General features: G+C 59.5%; 22 protein-coding genes and 3 pseudogenes. 3 read left to right on the forward strand and 22 right to left on the reverse strand.

Features of this window, described 5'->3' with window-relative positions; genetic code table 11:
* Positions 1–4: 4 nt before the first annotated feature.
* The gene (gene merP / locus AC3A6M_RS08055) at positions 5–280 is read left to right on the forward strand and encodes a mercury resistance system periplasmic binding protein MerP (protein ID WP_487852206.1); all 276 of its coding nucleotides are present in this window, start codon (positions 5–7) and stop codon (positions 278–280) included.
* Positions 281–287: 7 nt separating this feature from the next.
* Positions 288–500 (forward strand): GDCCVxC domain-containing (seleno)protein, encoded by a 213-nt coding sequence (locus AC3A6M_RS08060; protein WP_487852207.1) that lies wholly within the window; start codon positions 288–290, stop codon positions 498–500.
* A 9-nt stretch (positions 501–509) separates the two neighbouring features.
* Here the strand turns inward: AC3A6M_RS08060 and AC3A6M_RS08065 are convergent, their stop codons facing one another.
* From AC3A6M_RS08065 to AC3A6M_RS08155, 19 genes and pseudogenes are all read right to left on the reverse strand, one after another.
* Complete coding sequence (locus tag AC3A6M_RS08065) at positions 510–1,259, reverse strand: hypothetical protein (protein WP_487852208.1); 750 nt, start codon at positions 1,257–1,259, stop codon at positions 510–512.
* Between the two features lie 677 nt (positions 1,260–1,936).
* Positions 1,937–2,551 carry a TMEM175 family protein gene (locus AC3A6M_RS08070; RefSeq protein WP_487852209.1) on the reverse strand — a complete coding sequence of 205 codons (615 nt, stop codon included), beginning with the start codon at positions 2,549–2,551 and terminating at the stop codon, positions 1,937–1,939.
* A gap of 25 nt (positions 2,552–2,576) precedes the next feature.
* On the reverse strand, positions 2,577–3,113 hold the full coding sequence (locus AC3A6M_RS08075; protein ID WP_487852210.1) for a DUF6680 family protein: 537 nt from the start codon (positions 3,111–3,113) through the stop codon (positions 2,577–2,579).
* A gap of 91 nt (positions 3,114–3,204) precedes the next feature.
* A pseudogene (locus AC3A6M_RS08080) lies at positions 3,205–3,398 on the reverse strand (TMEM175 family protein); the annotation flags it as partial.
* A gap of 50 nt (positions 3,399–3,448) precedes the next feature.
* A complete protein-coding gene (locus AC3A6M_RS08085) occupies positions 3,449–3,847 on the reverse strand; it encodes a hypothetical protein (RefSeq protein ID WP_487852211.1) in 399 nt (132 codons plus the stop codon).
* Positions 3,848–3,953: 106 nt separating this feature from the next.
* Positions 3,954–4,151, reverse strand: a pseudogene (locus AC3A6M_RS08090) (TMEM175 family protein); the annotation flags it as partial.
* On the reverse strand, positions 4,144–4,524 hold the full coding sequence (locus AC3A6M_RS08095; RefSeq protein ID WP_487852212.1) for a hypothetical protein: 381 nt from the start codon (positions 4,522–4,524) through the stop codon (positions 4,144–4,146). The pseudogene AC3A6M_RS08090 and the gene AC3A6M_RS08095, both read right to left, overlap by 8 nt.
* Positions 4,525–4,595: 71 nt before the next feature.
* Positions 4,596–4,769 (reverse strand): annotated as a pseudogene (locus tag AC3A6M_RS08100) (TMEM175 family protein); the annotation flags it as partial.
* Positions 4,762–5,142 (reverse strand): hypothetical protein, encoded by a 381-nt coding sequence (locus AC3A6M_RS08105; RefSeq protein ID WP_487852213.1) that lies wholly within the window; start codon positions 5,140–5,142, stop codon positions 4,762–4,764. The gene AC3A6M_RS08105 and the pseudogene AC3A6M_RS08100, both read right to left, overlap by 8 nt.
* Positions 5,142–5,384 carry a TMEM175 family protein gene (locus tag AC3A6M_RS08110; protein WP_487852214.1) on the reverse strand — a complete coding sequence of 81 codons (243 nt, stop codon included), beginning with the start codon at positions 5,382–5,384 and terminating at the stop codon, positions 5,142–5,144. Before AC3A6M_RS08110 ends, AC3A6M_RS08105 begins: the two co-directional genes overlap by 1 nt.
* Positions 5,385–5,397: 13 nt before the next feature.
* The gene (locus tag AC3A6M_RS08115) at positions 5,398–6,243 is read right to left on the reverse strand and encodes a PhzF family phenazine biosynthesis protein (RefSeq protein WP_487852215.1); all 846 of its coding nucleotides are present in this window, start codon (positions 6,241–6,243) and stop codon (positions 5,398–5,400) included.
* Between the two features lie 86 nt (positions 6,244–6,329).
* The gene (locus AC3A6M_RS08120) at positions 6,330–6,626 is read right to left on the reverse strand and encodes a DUF3144 domain-containing protein (protein WP_487852216.1); all 297 of its coding nucleotides are present in this window, start codon (positions 6,624–6,626) and stop codon (positions 6,330–6,332) included.
* A gap of 120 nt (positions 6,627–6,746) precedes the next feature.
* Entirely contained in the window at positions 6,747–7,535 is a 789-nt protein-coding gene (locus tag AC3A6M_RS08125) for a hypothetical protein (protein WP_487852217.1), read from the reverse strand.
* A gap of 16 nt (positions 7,536–7,551) precedes the next feature.
* Positions 7,552–7,959: a hypothetical protein gene (locus AC3A6M_RS08130; protein WP_487852218.1), complete on the reverse strand. Its 408-nt coding sequence runs from the start codon at positions 7,957–7,959 to the stop codon at positions 7,552–7,554.
* A 21-nt stretch (positions 7,960–7,980) separates the two neighbouring features.
* Positions 7,981–8,520 (reverse strand): hypothetical protein, encoded by a 540-nt coding sequence (locus tag AC3A6M_RS08135; protein WP_487852219.1) that lies wholly within the window; start codon positions 8,518–8,520, stop codon positions 7,981–7,983.
* Between the two features lie 64 nt (positions 8,521–8,584).
* The gene (locus AC3A6M_RS08140; RefSeq protein WP_487852220.1) at positions 8,585–9,763 is read right to left on the reverse strand and encodes a GNAT family N-acetyltransferase; all 1,179 of its coding nucleotides are present in this window, start codon (positions 9,761–9,763) and stop codon (positions 8,585–8,587) included.
* Positions 9,764–10,050: 287 nt separating this feature from the next.
* Positions 10,051–10,254 carry a SlyX family protein gene (locus tag AC3A6M_RS08145; protein ID WP_487852221.1) on the reverse strand — a complete coding sequence of 68 codons (204 nt, stop codon included), beginning with the start codon at positions 10,252–10,254 and terminating at the stop codon, positions 10,051–10,053.
* 86 nt (positions 10,255–10,340) lie between these two features.
* On the reverse strand, positions 10,341–12,500 hold the full coding sequence (locus AC3A6M_RS08150) for a DUF4214 domain-containing protein (protein WP_487852222.1): 2,160 nt from the start codon (positions 12,498–12,500) through the stop codon (positions 10,341–10,343).
* Between the two features lie 207 nt (positions 12,501–12,707).
* On the reverse strand, positions 12,708–14,765 hold the full coding sequence (locus AC3A6M_RS08155; RefSeq protein ID WP_487852223.1) for a UvrD-helicase domain-containing protein: 2,058 nt from the start codon (positions 14,763–14,765) through the stop codon (positions 12,708–12,710).
* Between the two features lie 179 nt (positions 14,766–14,944).
* On the opposite strand from AC3A6M_RS08155, the gene AC3A6M_RS08160 reads away from it, so the two are divergent.
* A complete protein-coding gene (locus AC3A6M_RS08160; RefSeq protein ID WP_487852224.1) occupies positions 14,945–15,430 on the forward strand; it encodes an SRPBCC family protein in 486 nt (161 codons plus the stop codon).
* 39 nt (positions 15,431–15,469) lie between these two features.
* On the opposite strand, the gene AC3A6M_RS08165 is transcribed toward AC3A6M_RS08160, so the two are convergent.
* The 3 genes from AC3A6M_RS08165 to hemE all read right to left on the reverse strand — a co-directional run bounded on the left by AC3A6M_RS08165 (position 15,470) and on the right by hemE (position 20,591).
* Positions 15,470–16,906: a dihydrolipoyl dehydrogenase gene (locus AC3A6M_RS08165; RefSeq protein ID WP_487852225.1), complete on the reverse strand. Its 1,437-nt coding sequence runs from the start codon at positions 16,904–16,906 to the stop codon at positions 15,470–15,472.
* A gap of 53 nt (positions 16,907–16,959) precedes the next feature.
* Positions 16,960–18,966, reverse strand: coding sequence for a primosomal protein N' (locus AC3A6M_RS08170; RefSeq protein ID WP_487852226.1), 2,007 nt, complete (start codon positions 18,964–18,966; stop codon positions 16,960–16,962).
* A gap of 542 nt (positions 18,967–19,508) precedes the next feature.
* Positions 19,509–20,591, reverse strand: coding sequence for a uroporphyrinogen decarboxylase (hemE, locus tag AC3A6M_RS08175; protein WP_487852227.1), 1,083 nt, complete (start codon positions 20,589–20,591; stop codon positions 19,509–19,511).
* Positions 20,592–20,729 lie beyond the last annotated feature (138 nt).

The following is a 20,729-nucleotide window of genomic DNA, read 5'->3' on the forward strand; positions in this document are numbered from 1 at the left end:
TCCGATGAAAAAACTGCTCTTGAGCCTCGTTATCGCGCTGCCGCTTGCTGCTGGCGCTGCTACTGTGCAAACCGTTACGCTCGACGTAGCGAACATGTCATGTGGCACCTGCCCCATCACGGTGAAGAAGGCGCTGGAGAAGGTGACTGGCGTGCGGAAGGTTCTGGTTGACTACGAAACCAAGACTGCTACCGTGACATTCGACGCCGATAAGGCGAAGGTTGCAGCACTGACCAGCGCCACTACGAACGCTGGCTTCCCATCAACCCTGCACAAGTGAGTACCGGATGAACGCCGTTGTACTGGAATCAACCCTGACCTGTCCTCACTGCGGCCACGCACAGCAGGAGGTGATGCCGACCGACTCCTGCCAGTTCTATTACGAGTGCAGCAACTGTAAAGTGTTGCTGCGGCCGAAAGCTGGAGACTGCTGCGTTTTCTGCTCGTTCGGGACGGTTAAATGCCCACCCATTCAAGAGAACCGTAGCTGCTGCGGATAAAACACTGCGTTAGCCGTGCTGCCGAAGTCGTACCGAGTCCATCATTGCAGAAATGCCACTCTGGACTAGTTGGTGCGCAAGATCGTGTACTTCGGGTAGCGGTCTGGCACGGCTGACTTCCGCTCGCGTTACATCACGGTCAACCTTCCTTTGTCGGTTAGGACGTGAACGAGAGAAGATTTGACCGTACTTCTTCTTGTCCTCTACATCGGGCTTGCCACGAGCTTTGTAGATGTATGTCAGCCAGATCAGCGCATCTGCCAGTCGTGCAAAACCCAGTTCAGTTGCTCGGTTGCCCTCACCGAAGTACGGAAGGGCTGCGTATCGGTTGTTCCCGTGAATCTCGTTTCTCGGCTCGTTGATGTGTAGCAGGATACCCCGCTTCAGGCACTCACGACCGAGGAACTGATCTTCAAAGCCGTTCAGGATGCTCTGCGCTTGCACTTCGCCGGAGTCGATGAGCATGAAAACGTGCAGATGCTCCCCTTTCTCCGAATCGGTCTCACGTGCAGAGAACCACTCACAAGGCACACCTGCCCGGTCGATCTTCAGCACGAGCGCATGTAGCATGGCCTTGTGTGCCTTGTTGGTCTGACCTTGAAAACACAAATGGTAAAGCCGAGGCTCCCCGTAAGTGAACAAGCAGTCGTAGATCATCTTGACCGCGTTGCGGTAGGCTCGTTTGCCCAAGGGATGATAACCACCGTTGTTCTTCGCGTTGACGACGGTAGTAGGGTATTCAATTGTTGCCTTCGGCATGTTGTGTTTCCTTTCTTGCAGGTAATAGCTCTCCTTGGCTCCTTGACGGAACGAATGATGACTGTTTGTTAGTGGATGATGGTGTGGGTAGGATGGGGCTACCCGGTAGTACAAGAACTGTTCAAATCGTTAGCCGATACCGTACCTGCTGTAGTGCATAACTCATGCTTACTACTTCAATACCACAGTAACGGAGATCGTTCCCTCTGGAGCAGCGAGGCTACCAGTACAACGGGAATCAGCGGAAACGCACTAGGGATGCGGGTTTCCAGCGGTTGAACAGTTCCACGGAACTTGATTGTAAATCGCTCAGGCGTGACATAACCCGAACTCTTGTCCACAGCGATAATAACATGACCTTTCGTGCCGATCAACTACCCACACGTAGCGCCCCACAAGCTCGACAATCAAGCGATTAGAGCGCCTAGAATCAATCATCGAAGGATGAAGCACCAATCCCACATGGTGGCAGCGAAAAGCCCCCAGAAGCCCTGCAAACGATTTCTAGGGGCATCTCATGAACGATGCACTGCCCATGTCGGCTAACGCCGGAGATCGACAACCAATCCGCCTAATTTTTAAGCACCATTACAGCAAAACGGGGGGAATTACTTAGCAGGACACTGTTTCTCTATTCGTCCAGATAGACCAAGGGTGGGCTAACGTTGGCGTGGTCGTCAGTTTCGGTTGTTCTCGGCCTGTTCTTCCGCTTCGATCTCTTCGATGACCTTTTCTTCAATTCTGCGATCAGGAATCAGCCACATCACAGCTACGGCGATGTAAGCCACGAATCCCAGCCACGCGGCAAACCACGACAGAACAATACCGGCGAGGTAAAGGATGACGGAAATCTTGCCCTTGCGGTCGTCGCCCAGTGCTTCAGCCAACGTGGAGTTCTTGGGGTGGTTAGCGATTAGCACACGTGCCAGGAGTGCATACGCTGAAGCACACATGAACAACACGAAACCGTAGGCAGCGGTAGGGCCGGTCTCGAAATGGTTCTCGCCCATCCATGCGGTAACGAACGGAATGAGGGACAGCCAGAACAACAGGTGCAGATTCGCCCAGAGCACGCCACCGCTGACTTCCTGTACAGCGTGGATCAGATGGTGGTGGTTATTCCAATAAATTCCAACGTAAATGAAGCTGAGGACGTAGCTCATGAAGACAGGCCAGAGCGGCAGCAGAACCGCGAAGTCCGCCCCATGTGGAACCTTCAGTTCGAGCACCATGATGGTGATGATGATGGCAATAACGCCGTCACTGAAGGCTTCAAGCCGATTTTTACCCATCGGTGTCCTGTTCTTGATGTTGCCGTTACCCCGGCTGCTGCTCAGACGCAGGTGAGCCTGCCGGAATGTTCATTATTCGCATCGGTAAGTCACGTCTGCCTTCAAGGACTTCGAGTACAAGACGGCGCACACGGTCTTGCTCTTCCTCTGTCTGGCCGTGTGCTGTCGGCATGTAAGTTCCGTTCTTGATCTGGGTCTTGTTGAAGTCATAACCAAGGGATTGACCCATCGCGTAAAGAAGGTCAACGAGCAGATCAGTTCTACGTATCGCCCATGCATGGCCGTCAACCTGTGGAGTACCGAGATGGTCAAGGTACTGTTGCCACACTTCGACCACTGCCTTCTCTTTCCGCTTGCGTGAAGAGAATTCCAAATCGATCCGGTTCAAGGCTTCTACGTGCGCAGGTGCAAGGCTGTAAGCACGTGTTGCCATTAGCGTCTTGAACACTTGCAACTTGCGCCCCCGCTCCTCATTTCGGTCATCAAGGTATCGCGTTACTTGGACCGCAATAAGCGGGCTTATCGCTGTAGCAGCTATTGTCAAGATTTCTGCTAAGTTCATGTTCAACCGACAAGTTATGTGAAGCTTCAATACTACCTTACGTTCGTTGCATTGTTGAAATGATAGCAGGTGAGAAGGCGGTCTCTTGTGGGTGACTTACATACTGGAGCTTGTTCCAATAAATTCCTACGTAAATGAAGCTGAGCACGTAGCTCATGAATGTCGGCCACAGCGGAATCAGCGCGCGGAAATCGGCGCCGTGCCGCGGTTTCAGTTCCAGCACCATGATCGCGATGATGTGGCGATGACGCCGTCGCTGAAAGCTTCAAGGCAGCTTTTGCCCATTCAGTTTGGTCTCGTAAGTATGCGGATCAGACCTCGTTCCAAACCGATGACTAACCAGAATGGTCGTCTGGCCAGGCAAGAATCCGCGTAAGCTCGGTTTTCTCCCAGCAGTCGCCTATCTTCAGCTCAATAATTTTTCCGCTTTTTACATCCTGTGTAACCCGAATTTGTGCACCTGCTAAAGTAGTAGCGCACCGCTCTATGTCGCAGCGCATATCGGCCAGACGCTCTTCTCGACTCTCTTCGTCAATTGGATAATAGTCGGCCCAATCTTTCCAGATCGTCCCTGAATCATCTCTCGCTTCGATAAACCACTCTAACACCTGAGCCGGAACTGTGATGACGAACTGCAGCCCGCAGGGTTTTCGAATATAGAGTAGCCAAGCATATTTTTGCTCAACGAGCTCAAGCCCTAAAGTGTCCCGAAGCCGAAGAAGCAAACTTCTCATTGGCACTCAACCTTATATCGGCGAATCAACAGTGAATGACGACAGCATGTTAATGAAGACGTACGGCTGGATTTTTCCCGGCAGCCACTACGGCACAACTATTTGATAGGTAACTTACATACTGGAGCTTGTTCCAATAAATCCCGACGTAAATGAAACTGAGCACGTAGCTCATGAACACCGGCCACAACGGGATCAGCGCGCGGAAATCTGGGTCGTGCGGGACTTTGAGTTCCAGCACCATGATGGTGATGATGATGGCGATGACGCCGTCGCTGAAGGCTTCTAGTCGGTTTTTACCCATTCGTGCGGATTCCTTGCGCGTTTTTCCGGTTGGTCGATGCCACTAACGTTCGCAACCGAGCAAGCGCTTCAGCAGATCCGAATCGACCAGCTTGCTGATAAACGTCACGCTTCGCATCATCGTCGCTACAAACTTTACCTAAGATATCCCATGCAATAACACGGTGCAGTTCGATGCGATCTCCGTACTTTTCCAGCAGTGCCATCTCTTCGTCATCGGACTCATGTCCGTCGAGTGCGTAGTAGGCATAAAAATCGTTGTACTGTTCGCAAAAATCCCAGAAGCCTAACTGACCCTGAACACACTTTTCTACGAGATCGTCATGCTTACGCAGTTCGCGCAACAGTTCATCTTCGGATTCGAATATGACCATTACCGTTCCCCCTCAGTTAGGGAAGGACTGAATTCCAGCTTCATTGATGGGTAACTTCCATACTGGAGCTTGTTCCAATAAATCCCGACGTAGATGAAGCTGAGCACGTAGCTCATGAAGACGGGCCACAGCGGCAGCAGGACCTTGAAATCGGCGCCGTGCGGGACTTTGAGTTCCAGCACCATGATGGTGATGATGATGGCGATGACGCCGTCGCTGAAGGCTTCTAGTCGGTTTTTACCCATTCGTGCGGATTCCTTGCGCGTTTTTCCGGTTGGTCGATGCCACTAACGTTCGCAACCGAGCAAACGCTTCAGCAGATCCGAATCGACCAGCTTGCTGATAAACGTCACGCTTCGCATCATCGTCGCTACAAACTTTACCTAAGATATCCCATGCAATAACACGGTGCAGTTCGATGCGATCTCCGTACTTTTCCAGCAGTGCCATCTCTTCGTCATCGGACTCATGTCCGTCGAGTGCGTAGTAGGCATAAAAATCGTTGTACTGTTCGCAAAAATCCCAGAAGCCTAACTGACCCTGAACACACTTTTCTACGAGATCGTCATGCTTACGCAGTTCGCGCAACAGTTCATCTTCGGATTCGAATATGACCATTACCGTTCCCCCTCAGTTAGGGAAGGACTGAATTCCAGCTTCATTGATGGGTAACTTCCATACTGGAGCTTGTTCCAGTAGATACCGACGTAGATGAAGCTGAGCACGTAGCTCATGAACACCGGCCACAGTGGGACCAGCACGCGGAAGTCCGCGCCGTGCGGGACTCTGAGCTCCAGCATCATGACGGTGATGATAACGATGACGCCGTTGCTGAAGCGCCCCAGCCATTTTTTGGCCATCGCCACCTCCGTTTTAACCAGGAAATTCGACCGTGCCCGCAATACAATCGACGACTTCCCCGCCAACCCAGATATCGTCACCGATACGCTCGATAAAAACCTTTCCTGCACGTCCCAGAACAGTTCCCTGCTTTACCACATAGTTATCCCCGACATTTCCCGTACCGATGAGCCATTGTGCGAGCCCCGCGTTCAGGCTGCCTGTCACAGGGTCTTCCGGCACACCAAGCGACGGCACGAAAACCCGAACTTCATAATCGGTATCTGCCCCAGCCGATTGGGGTGCCGCAATGCCTATCCTGATATCGCCCAAGGCTGCGAAGTCCGGCTGAACAGCCAGGACCTGCTCGGCCGAGCGCAGCATGACCGCGCACCATCCAGGGCCATTGTCGACCCACTGATGGGCCACGATGTCATCATCGTTCAGCCGGATCGCCTGCTTGATTTGCTGTAGCGAAGTGGAGTCAAGCGGTCCGCTTCGGCGCAAAGGCGGTGCCGCAAATGCGAGCCGTGTGTCGCTGCGCCGAATACGAACCAGTCCGACGCCACATTCCTGAATGATCATGTCACTTTGACGAGATACACCACCGGCCTTGAGCCAGGCTGCGCAGCTGCCCAAGGTAGGGTGTCCGGCAAAAGGAAGCTCGCCCCCCGGCGTGAATATTCGAACACGATAATCGGCAGCCGGATCAGCTGGTGATAACAGGAAAGTGGTTTCGGAAAGATTGGTCCACCGAGCGAACGAGGCCATCTGCTCATCACTGAGGTCATGCGCATCGTGTACCACGGCAAGGGGATTGCCCTTGTAAGGTGTGTCAGTGAAAACGTCTAGTTGGTGAAAAGTATGTTGCTTATACATGGAAGAGCCAGCTATTGTTAAAGCGATAAAGCACTTTACATGCGGGAGCTTGTTTCAATAGCTGCCGACACACCAACTTTTCAGGATTATTTCGAGCCCGGCCCGATATATTTCTCGAAATTCTCGGCAAAATCGTCGAGATTATCGGTCATCATTTTGCGGAATTGATCGGTGAAATATTCCAGCGCCCGCTCCTTTTCAAGCTTCATGTTCTGCGAGTTGCCCGTGGCGCGCGCAACGATGAAGGCATTGAAGCGCGTTGCGGCGTACATGGTCGATGCGCCGACTACGCTTGGATCGGCCGAATCGCACTGGTCGTTCGACAGGTTGATGAGAGCGTTGACGCGATTCCAGAATTCCGGATCAGGGGTGTTATTACTCATGATTTTTACGAGAAATGATGATTGGCGGTACAGGAGGCTCTATACGGTGGAGCAAGAAACACACTGTAGCATAAGCGGTGTGATGACTATCGGCGCTGTACGGTCGAGAGCCTGAATGGATCATTGCCCGTTTTTCGGCCCATGCAGCATCGGTATCGAACATGAACCGGGTTTGGAAAAACAGCCGTCGTCAGCCGCGTGAAGCTCGGGACCGAGCAGGTCATGGAACAATGTTTTCGCCTCGTCCTGGGAAAACCTCCGGATCATCGTCCCGCTAGGGATGGCCAGTTCATAAAGCCCGAAAGTTCCCATGTTGTCGCAATTTGAATGGGGAAGCACCTGCGCGGCGACGAGCAGTCTCGTCGCATCGCTGGCCCATGCAATGCCCAGCATATTCGGCTCCTCGGGGCTGAAGCACTTGGGGTATCGATCCAGAACATCCAGGCGAAGCCCCGGCGCAAGTCGAATTTCCGTGAGCCTGCCTTTGGACAGCCGGTACACGACAATGTGGTAGGTACCGACAGCACCGCCATCGCTATGGTTGACGAAAAAAGTGTCCGATGCGGGCGACCAGCCGATCTCCGGGCAGGGCCATCCTTCTGTCGGGATCGGAAACTTTTTCCCCGTCTCATCAACAGCAAAAGCCCTTGCCCCATCTTCTGTGATGCGCACCACGATTTTTCTCTTGCCATTCGGGGACCGGATTACCGCATCGGCCGGTGTGACCGTCGCACCGCCACATGCATTCCTGGCGGCCGCTGAAAATGAACCATTCCCATGCGGTGAGAACCAGCCCCCATTTTCGGTAGCCGGGGCCTCAGCATTCGCTTGCGAGATCGCTCCACAAGCAAGGAAGAGCAGGCCTGATTTCATCAGTGTTCGCAAGTATTGAAAAGCGGATGCCTTCATTCGTCGTCCAGCCGCACTAGCAAATCGCCATCGCCATCCCGGGCACGTGATAAAACACCGCCATCGCCCCATCCAGCACATAAGACCACAGCACGCCTGCAAACAGCGCCGCCATGACCAGCCCCCGCCGCTCGCGATAGCCATAGAACAGCGCCAGCACCAGGGCCCAGATTGCCAACCGGATCGGCAGTACGCCAGCATACATCTGAGCTTCCGAGAGCGAACTGCTGTCGGCGATCGCCATCATGGCGAAGAAATATGCCAATCCACAGGCCAGGCCGATGCCGGTTTTGGCAAAGCCAAATTTCCATATACCGACATTCCGGTCCAGCACCCGGTTAAGAACACAGGCGAAGCCGGCATATCCGACGACCTTGATCGTTGCGTAAGTTACCGCGGCCAAAGGCCCGGGAATCATCGGCAAGATAGCCCCCTTCCTGTTCAGTCATAGAACGCCCGGCATGACAACCCCGGCAATGACGAGCACCCACAACACCCCGCCCGCAAGCACCCAGGCCCAATTCGCCTTCGACAGCCGGTCATTGCCCTTCCCTTCCGGATCCCCGCAGCTGAGGTTGATCTTTTCCTGCGCCTTCAGGAAAGGCAGCAGCAGGATGAACATGCTGGCGAATGACGCGATATCGCCGGCAGTGCCGCCGATCAGGACGTCGACGAAGTTCGCCAGCAGCAGCAGCGCGACCAGGACGGTGGCGTGCCAGTCGCTGCGCCAGCGTGCGATTGCCGGCTGGTCGCGGCCGTAGGCTTTGATCTTCCGGAACAGTGCGTGCGTGAAAAACATCCAGAACGCGGCGCGCGGCGCCGGAGAGACGGTGCTGCCGAAGCGCGAGGCTTCCGGGTGCCTGCCCTTGTAGCGGTCCCAGTTCTTGTAGTACCAGTACAGGATGTAGAGCGTGAAGGTGGACAGGAACAGGATCGCCAGCTTGCGCTTCGAAACGACGTAGAACCCGGGTTCGTCGATGGCCATGCCTGCATCCTGTCTTATCCAATAACGAGCGCCCTACCTTATTGGATTTATTGACAAGATGCAACTACTTGGTGGTGTTCCTGCGTTCCCTCAACTGCTTGCGGATTGCTTTGACCCGGCCGATCAGGGCTTCGTTCATCCGGTCCTGGATGCCGTGCAGCGTGAACAGGAAATTGGAGATGCCCGGACGGCGGCATAGCAGCATTTTGCCGCGCCGTTGCAGCACGTGGGTGGCGCGGAATTCCTGGTTCGGCGCGCCGTAGCCGAAATCGGCATGGGTGAAACCGAAATGCGCGATCGTATCCTGCAGGGCCAGGTGAATGATGCTGGTACCGACCGAGAAGCTCATGTATTCCTGCTTGCAGTAGATCTTGTGCACGTGCCATACCTCGTTCGAGCGGGTGCCCAGCACCAGGGCCGCCGGCCGGCCATCGCATTGCAGCAGGTAGGAATGCAGCAGGCCGTGACGGGCCAGGCTCTCCAGCTTTGCCTGCGATGGCTGGGCGGCGAGGTCCTCGGCGCTCATCAGGGCGCGCATGCCGTCCACCAGCGCCGCGACCTGGTCCACCTGCTCGACCCGCAGCAGGTGGACCTCGCCCGCTTCCTTGGCCAGCAGCCGCACCTGGCGCGACAGGTTGTAGCGCTTCTTGGAGCTGAGCTTTTGCAGGTAGCCCTCGACGTCCTCCGGCAGCGGCATGGTATGGCAGTGTTGCCAGCCGTTCAGGATGTGGGGGGACAGGCCGTCACCGCCGATGCTGCCCGCCAGTTCTTCGGGCATCGCCTGCATCAGCAGCGCGCGGCAGTCGGGATAGCTCTGCAGCAGGCTCCTGAAGACGAATCCGGGAAGGTCCGGTTCGCTGTCGTCGAGCAAGGGAACGCTGCCGAGCACCTGGTAGACGGGAACCTGGCGCTCGAACAGGGTCAGGGGGCCAAGACGGACGCTCACGGTCTGCGTGATCCTGCGTCCCGGCACGATGCCGACGATCCGGGCATCGCTGCGGCGGCGCACGAGGTGGAGGTCGCAGGCTGTTCCATCGGCTTCCGCCGTATCCACCAGGTAGCGGAAGAATTCCGGGAGCTGGTACAGCTTTTCCGGACTGCGGCAGGTTTCCAGCAGGCTGCGCCACGCCGTTTGCACGTCGGAGCGTTCAGCGTCACTGGTGGCTGCGACGAGCTCGAACTGCTGCGCTGGGTTGGCGCGGCGCCGCGTCGGCGTCGGCGTCGGCTCCGCCCATGGAGTCAATCCGGTTATTTTTTTGCTGTGTGGAACAGATACTTTCACGTGGACCTCGCCGACCAATTTATCCATCAAATGAATGGATCCGATTGTATTTACGTGCTTATCGATAATACCGCGAGGTAACTACACAATACAATAATTTTTATCCAAATAAACATTAAATTTTTTCAATTTGATTCATTTATCCCACTTTTTTAATCATTTGGGCAAATGGATTTCCATTAAAGAAATAATGAAATTGCGACTAATACATTTGGAAAAATCTTTTTAAAAGGCGGCAATAAATTGAATCAATAATGCGGCGGTCTTTCGTTCAGCGGCCCCTGCCCGGCATCGCGCAGCGCGCGGATGTGTTCGGCCAGCTTGGCGACCATGGTTTCCAGCTGGTCGATGCGGCGCCCCTGTTCATAAATGGTCTGGTTCAGCGACTCGACCAGGTTTTCCTGGTGGGCCAGTTTGATTTCGATATCGATGACACGGTCTTCGTCGCTCACGGCAGTTCCTGAAATGAAAAGAGCCGCATTATGCCAGCGGCTCGTGAAAAACGCCGGCTGGCTGCCGGCGTGTTGTTGGACGTCGATCAGGCCCAGGGCGTGTATTCCAGGCCCTGCTTCAGGCTGCCGATCACCAGCGCCTGGTTTTCGAGGCTGTCGCTGAAGCCGATCAGCATCTGCGCACGCGCGTCAGTCTTGTTCGCAGCTTGCTGGAGGACGTTCACCCAGTAGTGGAAGCCATCCGCGTCAGGATCGCGGTGCAGCACGTTATGGTAGAGCTGCATGACGAAGGTTTCATCGGTCGGGTTGACGCCATACAGCGCGTCGAATTCCGGCTGGCCGGTCATGAATTCCTTCGCGACCCGGTCCTGGGTGGTACCGGTATCCATGCGCCAGATCCAGTAACCCAGGCCATCCGCTTCCGCAGGACGGCCGAAGGCGGCCGAGTACAGGCGGAAGACCTGGCCTGCCGCGCCTTCGACGTCCAGCGCCAGCGAACCGTCGTCGAACTTGACGCGCTCGACGTTGATCAGGGCATCGTGGCCGCCGCCGCCGGCCTTGTCGGTGACACCGAAGCCCCAGGCTTCCTGGGCGACCGTGAAGTTGCTGCGCGAACCGGCATAGATGGCGGTATCGACCCCAGCCCCGCCGTCGACGCCATTGCTGCCTGCGCCGGGATGCAGCACGTCATTGCCGCCAGTGCCGGTGATGTTCGCCGCGCTGTTGACGGTGAAGCTCGGGCGATTCGCGGCACTGGTGCTGTTGTCCGCCAGGTCGAGCGACACCACGCTGATCGTGTAGGTGCCGTTGGGCAGCGGCGAGGTCGTCAGGTGCCAGCTGCCATCGCCGCCGACCGTCGTGCGTGCGACCGTCTGCAGGTCGCCGCTGCGCACCAGTTCGATGGTCGTGCCGGCTTCGCCGGTGCCGGTGAACGTGGCCAGGTTGCTGCCTGCGGTATAGGCCATGTTGTAGGTCGGGAGCACGGGCGGCGTGGAATCGACCTTGAAAGTCGACGCTGCGCTGGCCACGGAGACGTTGCCTGCCGCATCGGTCGCATTGGCGTAGACCGAATAATTCTGGCCGTCCGCGTAGGCATTGAGCTTGGTGGTCCAGAGCCCGTTGGCATCGGCCGTGGCCGTTCCGACCAGCTGGTTGCCGGTAGTGTTGTACACCTTGACGGTCGAGCCGGCTTCGGCCTTGCCGCTCACGAGCGGGGTATTGCCGGTCGTGTAGCCGTTCGCGTTCATGGTCACCACCAGGGTCGGCTGGGCCGGCGCCGTGGTGTCGGGCTGTGCGACGTCCGCACGGCGCACGCTCATGTCCTGGAACTGCAGGATTTCGATCGAGCGCAGCGTGTCGACGCCGTCGATGCCATCCTTGCTGGTCGCGACCAGGTCGCCATTCGCCAGCGTGGCAAAGGTGTAGTTGCTCATCGGACCGCGGAACACGGCGGTATCCAGTCCATCTCCTCCGTCAATCATGTCATTGCCTCCATCGCCTTCTAGCCTGTCGTTGGCGGCCGTACCCGTCAGGGTATCCGCGCCGCTTGTACCCGTGATATACCGGGCTCCGGTTGTCGAATTGATGCCCAATGCGCCACCAAGACCGTCGCCGCCATACAGCCAGTTGAGGGCGGCGATGTCGTACTGGCTATAGGCCGCGTGCGGACCGCCAGAATCGGTGTACGACATCAGGGTATTGCTGGTGTTGTCCTGCGACGCGGGCAGGTGGATGCTGTCGTCGAAGGGGTGCTTCAGGCCGAGCGCATGGCCGAGTTCGTGCAGCAGGGTTTCGTAACCGTATCCGCCGGGGTTCAGGCTGTGGTTCTGCCCGAACCACTCCACATTGTCGAGATAGACATAGGCATCGGCGTCATAGCTGACCAGCTGGGATCCCGAGTAGGAATAGTTGCTGTACCAGCTGCAGAGCCCGGTGACATTGGAACCCTGCAGGTTGACGTTGCACAGGTGGATCTGCGCGTCGGTGCCATTCACGGTCTCCACGAACTGGATCCCGGTCAGTTTCGAGATGTAATCGAACGCCGTGCGCGTGGCCACCTGCTGGGCGAGCGTGAACCCTTCCTGGCCGGTCTGCCCCGCTTCGTTCCCCGACGTGACGGAGAACGTGTAATACAGGGTATTCCCGGCTGGCGTCCGGTAATTCCAGTCCGGGCCGCTATCGAGCAATGCATCGATGTGGTTCAGACCGGAAAGCGGAGTGGTAGTGATGTCGGATACGTTAGCCATGCGATTGACTTCAATAAATTGAGCGTGATCAAGTCACTTGAGGAAAGTATTTCGCGCTCAACAGCTGAAGTCAAATGCGTGTTTCAATCGTGCGCACCTCTTGCCAGATCATCGAGGCTTACACGCAACGAACGATAACGAATGCCCAATAAACGCCTACTCCGCTTAATTTGTCGTCAACAAGCGGCAACATGAGCTCATCTATTCTCAGACCTTCGGCGTTGCCAGCAAGGCTTTGAGGTTCGCCAGGCGTGCTTTCGGGCTCAAAATTTCGTCTTCTTTTGGCGGCGCATCGCCAATATCGAGCGCCATTTCCTTGATAAAGCGCGAGGGATCGCAGTGCATCAGCTCTCCCGCGCGCTTGCGCTTCTTGCACCAGGTGATGTGCAGGGTGCGCTGGGCGCGCGTAATGCCCACGTACATCAGGCGCCTTTCTTCCTGGATGCGGGCGGCGATGCGCTCCACCGGATCGTCCGGATCGCCCTTGTGCGGCAGGATGCCTTCTTCGCAGCCGACCAGGTAGACATGCGGATATTCCAGGCCTTTCGATGCGTGCAGGGTCGACATGCGCACCGCGTCGTGCTCCTCGTCCTGGCCTTCGAGCATGGACATCAGGGCCACCATCTGGGTCAGCTCGAGCAGGTTTTTCTCTTCGCCGTCGCGGTCGCGTCCGCCACGCCCGCGTTCCTTCAGCCAGTTGGTGAACTCGAGCACGTTCTGCCACCTGGCCTGGGCCGCCTTGTCGTCGAAGTTCTCGTACAGGTAATGCTCGTAGTTGATCTCCTTCATCATGTCGTCGAGCAGTTCGGCGGCGTTGTCTCCGCTGCCGGACGGGCCCGGACGGGTGGCGCGGTCTTCCAGCTCGTTGATCCAGTGGCAGAATTCGCGCAGCGGGATCAGTTGGCGGTCCTGCAGCCTGGCTTCGAGGCCGCCCTTGAACGCGGCCTCGAACAGCGAGCAGTTCCACTGCTTCGAGACTTCGCCCAGCACTTCGATGGTGGTCATGCCGACGCCCCGCTTCGGGGTCGTGATGGCGCGGATGAAGGCCGGATCGTCGTCCTGGTTGGCGATCAGGCGCAGGTAGGCGATGACGTCCTTGATCTCGGCCTTGTCGAAAAAGCTCTGGCCGCCCGAGATCGTGTACGGAATGCGCTCCTTGCGCAGCGCCTGCTCGATGATGCGGGCCTGGTGGTTGCCGCGGTACAGGATCGCGTAGTCCGCCCATTTGTTCTTGCGCTGGAAACGCTCGGACGAGATCAGCATCGCCACCTGGTCGGCCTCGGTCTCCTCGTTCGGCATGCCCAGCACCTTGATCGGCTCGCCCAGGCCGTGCTCCGACCACAGCGCCTTCTCGAACAGCTTCGGGTTGTTGCCGATGACGGCGTTGGCCGCCTGCAGGATGCGCGTGGTCGAGCGGTAATTCTGCTCGAGCTTGATGACCCGCAGGTCCGGGAAGTCGGTCTGCAGCGTCTTCAGGTTTTCGACCGAGGCGCCGCGCCAGGCATAGATCGCCTGGTCGTCGTCGCCCACCGCCGTGAACATCGGCTTCTTGCCCAGGCCCGTCACCAGCAGCTTCACCAGCTCGTACTGGCAGGTGTTGGTGTCCTGGTACTCGTCCATCAGCAGGTAGCGCAGACGGCGCTGCCAGCGGTCGCGGATCGGCTCGTTGTTGCGGAACAGCTCCACCGGCAGGCGGATCAGGTCGTCGAAGTCGACCGCCTGGTAGGCCTGCAGGGTCGCCACGTAGCTGCGGTAGATGCGGCCGGCCTGGGCCTCGTCCTCGTCGCGCGCGTCGCGGATCGCGTCCTCCGGGTCGACCAGGCCATTCTTCCACAGCGAGATCGCGTTCTGGATGCGGCGGATCTCCTGCTTGTCGGTGGTGACGGCCAGGTCCGAGACCACGGTGTAGCAGTCGTCGCTGTCCATGATCGAGAACTTGTCCTTCAGGCCGACGCCGGCCGCCTCCTGGCGCAGGATCTTGACGCCCAGCGAGTGGAAGGTCGACACGGTCAGCTGCTTGGCCTGCTTGGGCTGCTTGAGCAGCTTGCCGATCCGCTCCTGCATTTCCAGCGCGGCCTTGTTGGTGAAGGTGAGCGCGGCGATCGTGCGCGGATCGTAGCCGCGATGCTCGATCATGTAGGCGATCTTCTGGGTGATCACGCGGGTCTTGCCCGAGCCGGCGCCAGCCAGCACCAGGCAAGGACCGTCGAGGTAGAGCACGGCTTCGCTTTGCGGACCGTTGAGGCCGAAATTCGGTGTCGACATGGGGATATTTATTGCAGGACTGCCACTGGGGTGAGCTCAACATTGAGCTCAGCATTTTAACGAAGCCAGGCCGCTCACGCTAAAATCATTTTCACGAAATCACCTTGTGTTGTGGCTTGTCAGCACGCCATCCGCCACCATATAACCGCTTTAGTGCTGCCCAAGCGAGATAGAGAACCATGAAATTTGAACACCTGATCGAGATTAACGACCCGCTCAACCCGCTCGCGGACACCATGACCCGCGAACAGCTGTGGCGCGGCCTGGTGCTGCGCGCCGAAGACCCGAAGATGTTCATGCCGCACCTGGACGAGTGCACGCTCGGCGAACGCGAGAGCGGCAGCTTCGCGCGCCGCCTGCGCTACGGCGAGCTGGTGATCGACGACGTCGTGCACCTGACCCCGCTGCAGGAAGTGCGCTACGAAGTCCCGGCGCAGGGGGAAATCGCGGCCTCGCGCATGACCATGACGATCGAGACGCCGAGCGAAGGCGTGATGTGGGTACGCTTCCTGTACGACGACGGCAATGCCTCGGCGACCGACGAGATGGGCAGGATGTACGAGGATTTCAAGAAATCGGCCTACCAGGAGGCCGATATCGATACGATCAAGATCGTGCGGCAGCTGGCTTCGGAAGGGAAACTCGACGCCAGCTACCTGAATTGATGTAACGCGTGGGCACGGTGTGCCCACCCTACCAAACCGTTACGTACCGGGTTCGACCTCGTCCGGATCGAGGTCGCTGTCGCCCTTTGCGAGGTTGGCCGCCAGGTCGCGCAGCGCCGTGCGCACGCCCTCCTCGACCACCGGGTGGTAGAACGGCATCTCCAGCATCTGCTCGACCGTCAGGCGGCATTGCACGGCCCAGGACAGCAGGTGGCCGAGGTGCTCGCCGCGCGGGGCGATCATTTCCGCACCCAGGAAGCGGCCGGTGCCGTATTCGCCGTACACCCTCAGCATCCCCTTATTCTGCAGCATGACGCGGCTGCGGCCCTGGTTCTCGAACGAGACCTGGCCGATCGCGAACTTCGGCCTGCCCGGCGCGCACAGCTGCTTGTAGCTGGCGCCGAGGGTGACGATGTTCGGCTCGGTGAAGGCGGCGGTCAGGGGGGCGCGGCGCAGGCCCGGGCGGATGTCCGGGTAGCGGCCGGCGTTATCCCCGGCGATCTTGCCGTGGTCGGCCGCCTCCGGCAGCACCGGGCGCTCGTTGTTGGCGTCGCCGGCAATGAACACGTGGCTGGTCCCGCACTGCATGGTGCGGCTGTCGAACAGGGGCACGCCGTTCGCGCCGAGTTCCAGCCCCAGGTGTTCGATGCCGATGCCGGACACGTTCGGCGTGCGCCCGGCCGCCTGCAGCACGTACTGGAAGCGCATGGCGCGCTCGGCGCCGTTCTGGCGGATGGTGAGCAGCACCTCGTCGCCGTCCTGCACCGCGCCCGCGATCTCGGACTGGAAGTGCAGGTCGATCTCCTCGGCCAGCACGCGCGCGGCATTGCGCAGCACCACCGGATCGCTCAGCTGGGCCACGCTGCCGCCGCGCGCGAACACGCTCACGCGCACGCCCAGGCGCGTGAGGGCCTGGCCCAGTTCCAGCCCGATCACGCCGGTGCCGATCACGGCCACCGAACGCGGCAGGTCCTGCCAGTAGAACACGTCGTCGCTGGTGATGATGCCCGGGCCGACGTTGTCCAGCCTGGGCAGGCGGGTCGGGGTCGAGCCGGTGGCGATCACGATGCGCGCCGCCTCGACCTCGGTATGGTCGCCGACCGTCAGCGTATGCGGCCCGGTGAAGCGCGCATGGCCGCGCAGCTTGTCGTCGTCGGGGATGCTGTCGACGCCTTCCAGCACGAAGCCGACGAAACGGTCGCGCTCGCGCCGCACGCGTTCCATCACGGCCACGCCATCGATGCGCTTTTCTCCGGCATGCACGCCGAAACCGGGCGCGGCATCGATGAAGTGCGCGGCCTCGGCGGCGGCGATCAGGAGCTTGCTGGGCATGCAGCCCACGCGCGCGCAGGTAGTGCCGTAGGGCCCGCCCTCGATCATGACGGTGCGCGCACCCTGCGCCCTGGCGGAACGGTAGGCCACCAGCCCCGCCGTGCCGGCGCCGATCACTGCGACATCGACCTTCAGTTTTTGCATCCTTGTCTCCCGGTAGTTCGCGGACATGACGATACGCTATTTTGGAGATCCCATCAGATATCGAGCGGATCCACCTCGAGCGACCAGCGCACCCGCGACTTCATCGCGCGCAGCGCATCGACCCAGACGGTCAGGAACGCCTGCAGGGCCGGGCGCGAATTCGACTCGACCAGCAGCTGGGCACGATCGACATTGTGCACCCGGGTCATGGTCATCGGAATCGGGTCGTTGAGCACCACTGCGTCGGTCGGCACCGCATCGCGTGCCTGCTCCAGGAAGGCAATCGCGGTGGCCAGCTCCGGCGCCTCGGCGCGCAGCAGGGCCTGGTACATGTACGGCGGCAGCGCGGCCTGGTGGCGTTCCTCGAGCAGGGAGCCGGCAAAGCGGTCGTAGTCGTGCCGCATCACCGCGCCGTACAGCGGATGCTGGCAGTAGCGCGACTGGATCAGCACTTCCGATTCGAGTCCGGCCCGGCCGGCCCGTCCGGCCACCTGCATCAGCTGGGCGAACAGGCGCTCGCTGGCGCGGTAGTCCTGCGAGAACAGGGCCGTATCGGGATTGAGCACGCCCACCAGCGTCAAATTCTTGAAATCGTGGCCCTTGGCGACCATCTGCGTGCCGATCAGGATATCCACGTCGCCGCGGTGCACGGTGTCGAACGCGGCCTGGGCGCTGCCCTTGCGGCGCGTCGAGTCGGCGTCGATGCGCAGCACGCGCGCCTCCGGGAACAGGGACTGCAAGCCTTCCTCGATACGCTGGGTGCCGCGTCCCAGCGGCTGCAGGTCGATGTTGCCGCAGGTCGGGCAGGAATGCGGGATGCGCAGCTCCAGCGAACAGTGATGGCAGCGCAGCCGGTGCTCGGGCCGGTGCAGGACCATGAAGGCGGTGCAGCGGGTGCAGTTGCTGATCCAGCCGCAGGCGTCGCAGGACAGCACCGGCGCATAGCCGCGCCGGTTCAGGAACAGCAGCGACTGTTCGCCGCGCTCCATGCGATGGCGCAGGGCCGCGATCAGGGCCGAGGTCAGCCCCTCCTTCGGCTTGTCCTTTTCCATGTCGACCAGTTTTACGCGCGGCAGCACGGCGTCGCGCACGGCGCGCTCGCGCAGCTCCAGCTTGCGGTAGCGGCCCGTCTGCGCGTGGTGCCAGCTCTCCAGCGAGGGCGTGGCCGAGCCCAGCACGATCGGAATCTGCAGCTGGTGCGCGCGCCACACGGCCAGGTCGCGCGCCGAATAGCGCAGGCCTTCCTGCTGCTTATAGGAGGGGTCGTGCTCCTCGTCGATCACGATCAGCTTCAGGTGCGGCAGCGAGGCCAGGATCGCCAGCCGGGTGCCCAGCACGATGCGCGCGCGGCCCTGGTGCGCGGCCAGCCAGTGCAGCATGCGCTCGCCTTCGGACAGGCTGCTGTGCAGGGTCGCCAGCATCACGCCCGGAAAGCGTGCGCGGATGTTCGCTTCCAGCTGCGGGGTCAGGTTGATTTCCGGGACCAGGATCAGGATCTGCGCTTCGCTTTCCCGTTCCAGCACCTGGGCGCAGGCCTGCAGGTACACCTCGGTCTTGCCGCTGCCGGTCACGCCGTACAGCAGCAGCGGGGTGAAGCCGCGGGCCTGGCCGATGGCGTCGGCGGCCTGCTGCTGGGCGCCATTCAATACCGGCATCGCGGCCGGAGCCGGGTCGTGGGCATCCTCGAGCTTGGCGAGCTTCTTGAGGGCGCGGTCCAGCGCCACCGTGCTGCCCAGGCGCAGGTTCTTCGGCAGGCCCGGCATCGCTACCTCGCCGAGCGGGCGGTGGTAATAATCGGCGGCGAAACGCGCCAGCGCCAGCCATTTGTCCGACAGCGGCGGCAGCTGGCTGCGCACGGCCAGTGCGTCCTTGAGCTTGTCCGGCGGGACATCGGTCTCGTGCTTGATGGCAACGATCACGCCGACGGCTTCGCGCCGCCCGAAGTTGACCAGCGCGAGCTGCCCGACCATGGGCTCGCTGCCGGGCTCATATTCCCAGCGGTAATCGAACACGCTGTCGAGCGGGGTATCGAGCGCGATTTGTAAGATGCAGATGGCCAAACCGGACCTTGTTCAGTGAGCTGTGGAAAACTGTGGAAAACTTTGTGGAAAATGGAAAACTTGACCGGGACAAAGGTTTACGTTAGCTCAAAGCACTTAGCAATTCCCTAAGTTCACAAAAAATTTTCTCTTTTAAATTCAGACACTTGCCTTTGCAACCTTACCAAGACCGAAATCCGGCATCGCTCGGCCGCTTCTGTGCATAACTGGGCATTTCCGGTGAAGAACTCATGCGCAGTGCAGCATAAACTTGATCCAACACTTGAAGAAAACGCGTAAACCCCGGTAAACGAAGCACTTTTTTGCATTATTCACAGAAGCTGTGCATAACTTTGTGAACAATGCGCTGCCAACTTGGGCAAGCCCCTGCCGGACAACTTGAACATCCTGCCGGCGCGCTCCGCAACCTCGGCAGTAAAGTCAATGAAATCAGTTACTTATGCAATCCCATCCAGTACTGTACATTTCCACAGGCCGGATGGGAAGTGTTCACGAATTTGTGAATAAGTGTGATTTTGATGCGCCGCGGGCAGCTGCGGGGTTCAGGCCGAACGCTGGCGGCGGCTGAACTCGTGCACCGCGTCGACCATCGCCGTGACCGACTCCGGCGGGGTGAATTGCGAGATGCCGTGGCCCAGGTTGAACACGTGGCCATGGCCGGCCGCCGGGGTGCCGTAGCTGCTCAAGGCTTTTTCCACCTCCGCGCGGACCTGGTCCGGACCGGCCATCAGGACGGCCGGGTCCAGGTTGCCCTGCAGCGCGACGCGGTCGCCGACCAGGGCGCGGGCGCGGCCCAGGTTCACGGTCCAGTCCAGGCCGAGCGCGTCGGCGCCGATGTCCGCCATCTCGTCCAGCCACAGGCCGCCGCCCTTGGTGAAGACGATGGCCGGGATGCGCACGCCATCTTTCTCGCGCTGCAGGCCCGCCACGATCCTGCGCATATAGGCCAGCGAGAAGGCCTGGTAGGCGCCGTCGGCCAGCGCCCCGCCCCAGGAATCGAAGATCATCACGGCCTGGGCGCCGGCGTCGATCTGGGCGTTCAGGTACTGCGTCACGGCTTGCGCGGTCACGTCCAGGATGCGGTGCATCAGGTCCGGACGGGCGTACAGCATCTTCTTGATCGTGTGGAACTCGCGCGAACCGCCGCCTTCGACCATGTAGCAGGCCAGGGTCCACGGGCTGCCGGAAAAGCCGATCAGCGGCACGCGGCCGTTCAGGGCGGTGCGGATCTGGGTCACGGCGTCGAACACGTACTGCAGCGAAGCCATGTCCGGCACCTGCAGCTTGGCGACGTCTTCCTCGGTGCGCACGGTGCGCTCGAACTTCGGGCCTTCGCCATCCTCGAAATACAGGCCCAGGCCCATCGCGTCCGGCACCGTCAGGATGTCCGAGAACAGGATCGAGGCGTCCAGCGGATAGCGGTCGATCGGCTGCAAGGTCACTTCGGTGGCGTAATCCGGGTTCTTGGCCAGGCCCAGGAAGGAGCCGGCGCGCGCGCGGGTGGCGCGGTATTCCGGCAGGTAGCGCCCCGCCTGGCGCATCAGCCACACCGGCGTGTAGTCGGTCGGCTGGCGCAGCAGCGCACGCAGGAAGGTGTCGTTCTGGAGCGGGGCGAATTGTGGCATGGCTGGCAACCTGATCAAGGAATAGGCACCCGGCGCGCGGGCAAACGCTAATTATCTCACTCTTGGCCCATCCGTACGCATCCTTCTTGGCGGCTGGATGCGCACTTATAATGGGCATTCTTCCTTTGCCAGGACCGA

Source organism: Telluria sp. Soil_C_11, from assembly GCF_057657395.1.

What these genes read in the sequence shown, in the direction of transcription:
- AC3A6M_RS08135 (WP_487852219.1), bottom strand. Translation starts at nt 8,520, where the DNA reads ATGGCCATCGACGAACCCGGGTTCTACGTCGTTTCGAAGCGCAAGCTG.
- AC3A6M_RS08115 (WP_487852215.1), bottom strand. Translation starts at nt 6,243, where the DNA reads ATGTATAAGCAACATACTTTTCACCAACTAGACGTTTTCACTGACACA.
- AC3A6M_RS08105 (WP_487852213.1), bottom strand. Translation starts at nt 5,142, where the DNA reads ATGGTCATATTCGAATCCGAAGATGAACTGTTGCGCGAACTGCGTAAG.
- AC3A6M_RS08155 (WP_487852223.1), bottom strand. Translation starts at nt 14,765, where the DNA reads ATGTCGACACCGAATTTCGGCCTCAACGGTCCGCAAAGCGAAGCCGTG.
- AC3A6M_RS08120 (WP_487852216.1), bottom strand. Translation starts at nt 6,626, where the DNA reads ATGAGTAATAACACCCCTGATCCGGAATTCTGGAATCGCGTCAACGCT.
- hemE (WP_487852227.1), bottom strand. Translation starts at nt 20,591, where the DNA reads ATGCCACAATTCGCCCCGCTCCAGAACGACACCTTCCTGCGTGCGCTG.
- AC3A6M_RS08165 (WP_487852225.1), bottom strand. Translation starts at nt 16,906, where the DNA reads ATGCAAAAACTGAAGGTCGATGTCGCAGTGATCGGCGCCGGCACGGCG.
- AC3A6M_RS08060 (WP_487852207.1), top strand. Translation starts at nt 288, where the DNA reads ATGAACGCCGTTGTACTGGAATCAACCCTGACCTGTCCTCACTGCGGC.
- AC3A6M_RS08065 (WP_487852208.1), bottom strand. Translation starts at nt 1,259, where the DNA reads ATGCCGAAGGCAACAATTGAATACCCTACTACCGTCGTCAACGCGAAG.
- AC3A6M_RS08150 (WP_487852222.1), bottom strand. Translation starts at nt 12,500, where the DNA reads ATGGCTAACGTATCCGACATCACTACCACTCCGCTTTCCGGTCTGAAC.
- AC3A6M_RS08095 (WP_487852212.1), bottom strand. Translation starts at nt 4,524, where the DNA reads ATGGTCATATTCGAATCCGAAGATGAACTGTTGCGCGAACTGCGTAAG.
- AC3A6M_RS08160 (WP_487852224.1), top strand. Translation starts at nt 14,945, where the DNA reads ATGAAATTTGAACACCTGATCGAGATTAACGACCCGCTCAACCCGCTC.
- AC3A6M_RS08125 (WP_487852217.1), bottom strand. Translation starts at nt 7,535, where the DNA reads ATGAAGGCATCCGCTTTTCAATACTTGCGAACACTGATGAAATCAGGC.
- AC3A6M_RS08075 (WP_487852210.1), bottom strand. Translation starts at nt 3,113, where the DNA reads ATGAACTTAGCAGAAATCTTGACAATAGCTGCTACAGCGATAAGCCCG.
- AC3A6M_RS08110 (WP_487852214.1), bottom strand. Translation starts at nt 5,384, where the DNA reads ATGGCCAAAAAATGGCTGGGGCGCTTCAGCAACGGCGTCATCGTTATC.
- AC3A6M_RS08070 (WP_487852209.1), bottom strand. Translation starts at nt 2,551, where the DNA reads ATGGGTAAAAATCGGCTTGAAGCCTTCAGTGACGGCGTTATTGCCATC.
- merP (WP_487852206.1), top strand. Translation starts at nt 5, where the DNA reads ATGAAAAAACTGCTCTTGAGCCTCGTTATCGCGCTGCCGCTTGCTGCT.
- AC3A6M_RS08085 (WP_487852211.1), bottom strand. Translation starts at nt 3,847, where the DNA reads ATGAGAAGTTTGCTTCTTCGGCTTCGGGACACTTTAGGGCTTGAGCTC.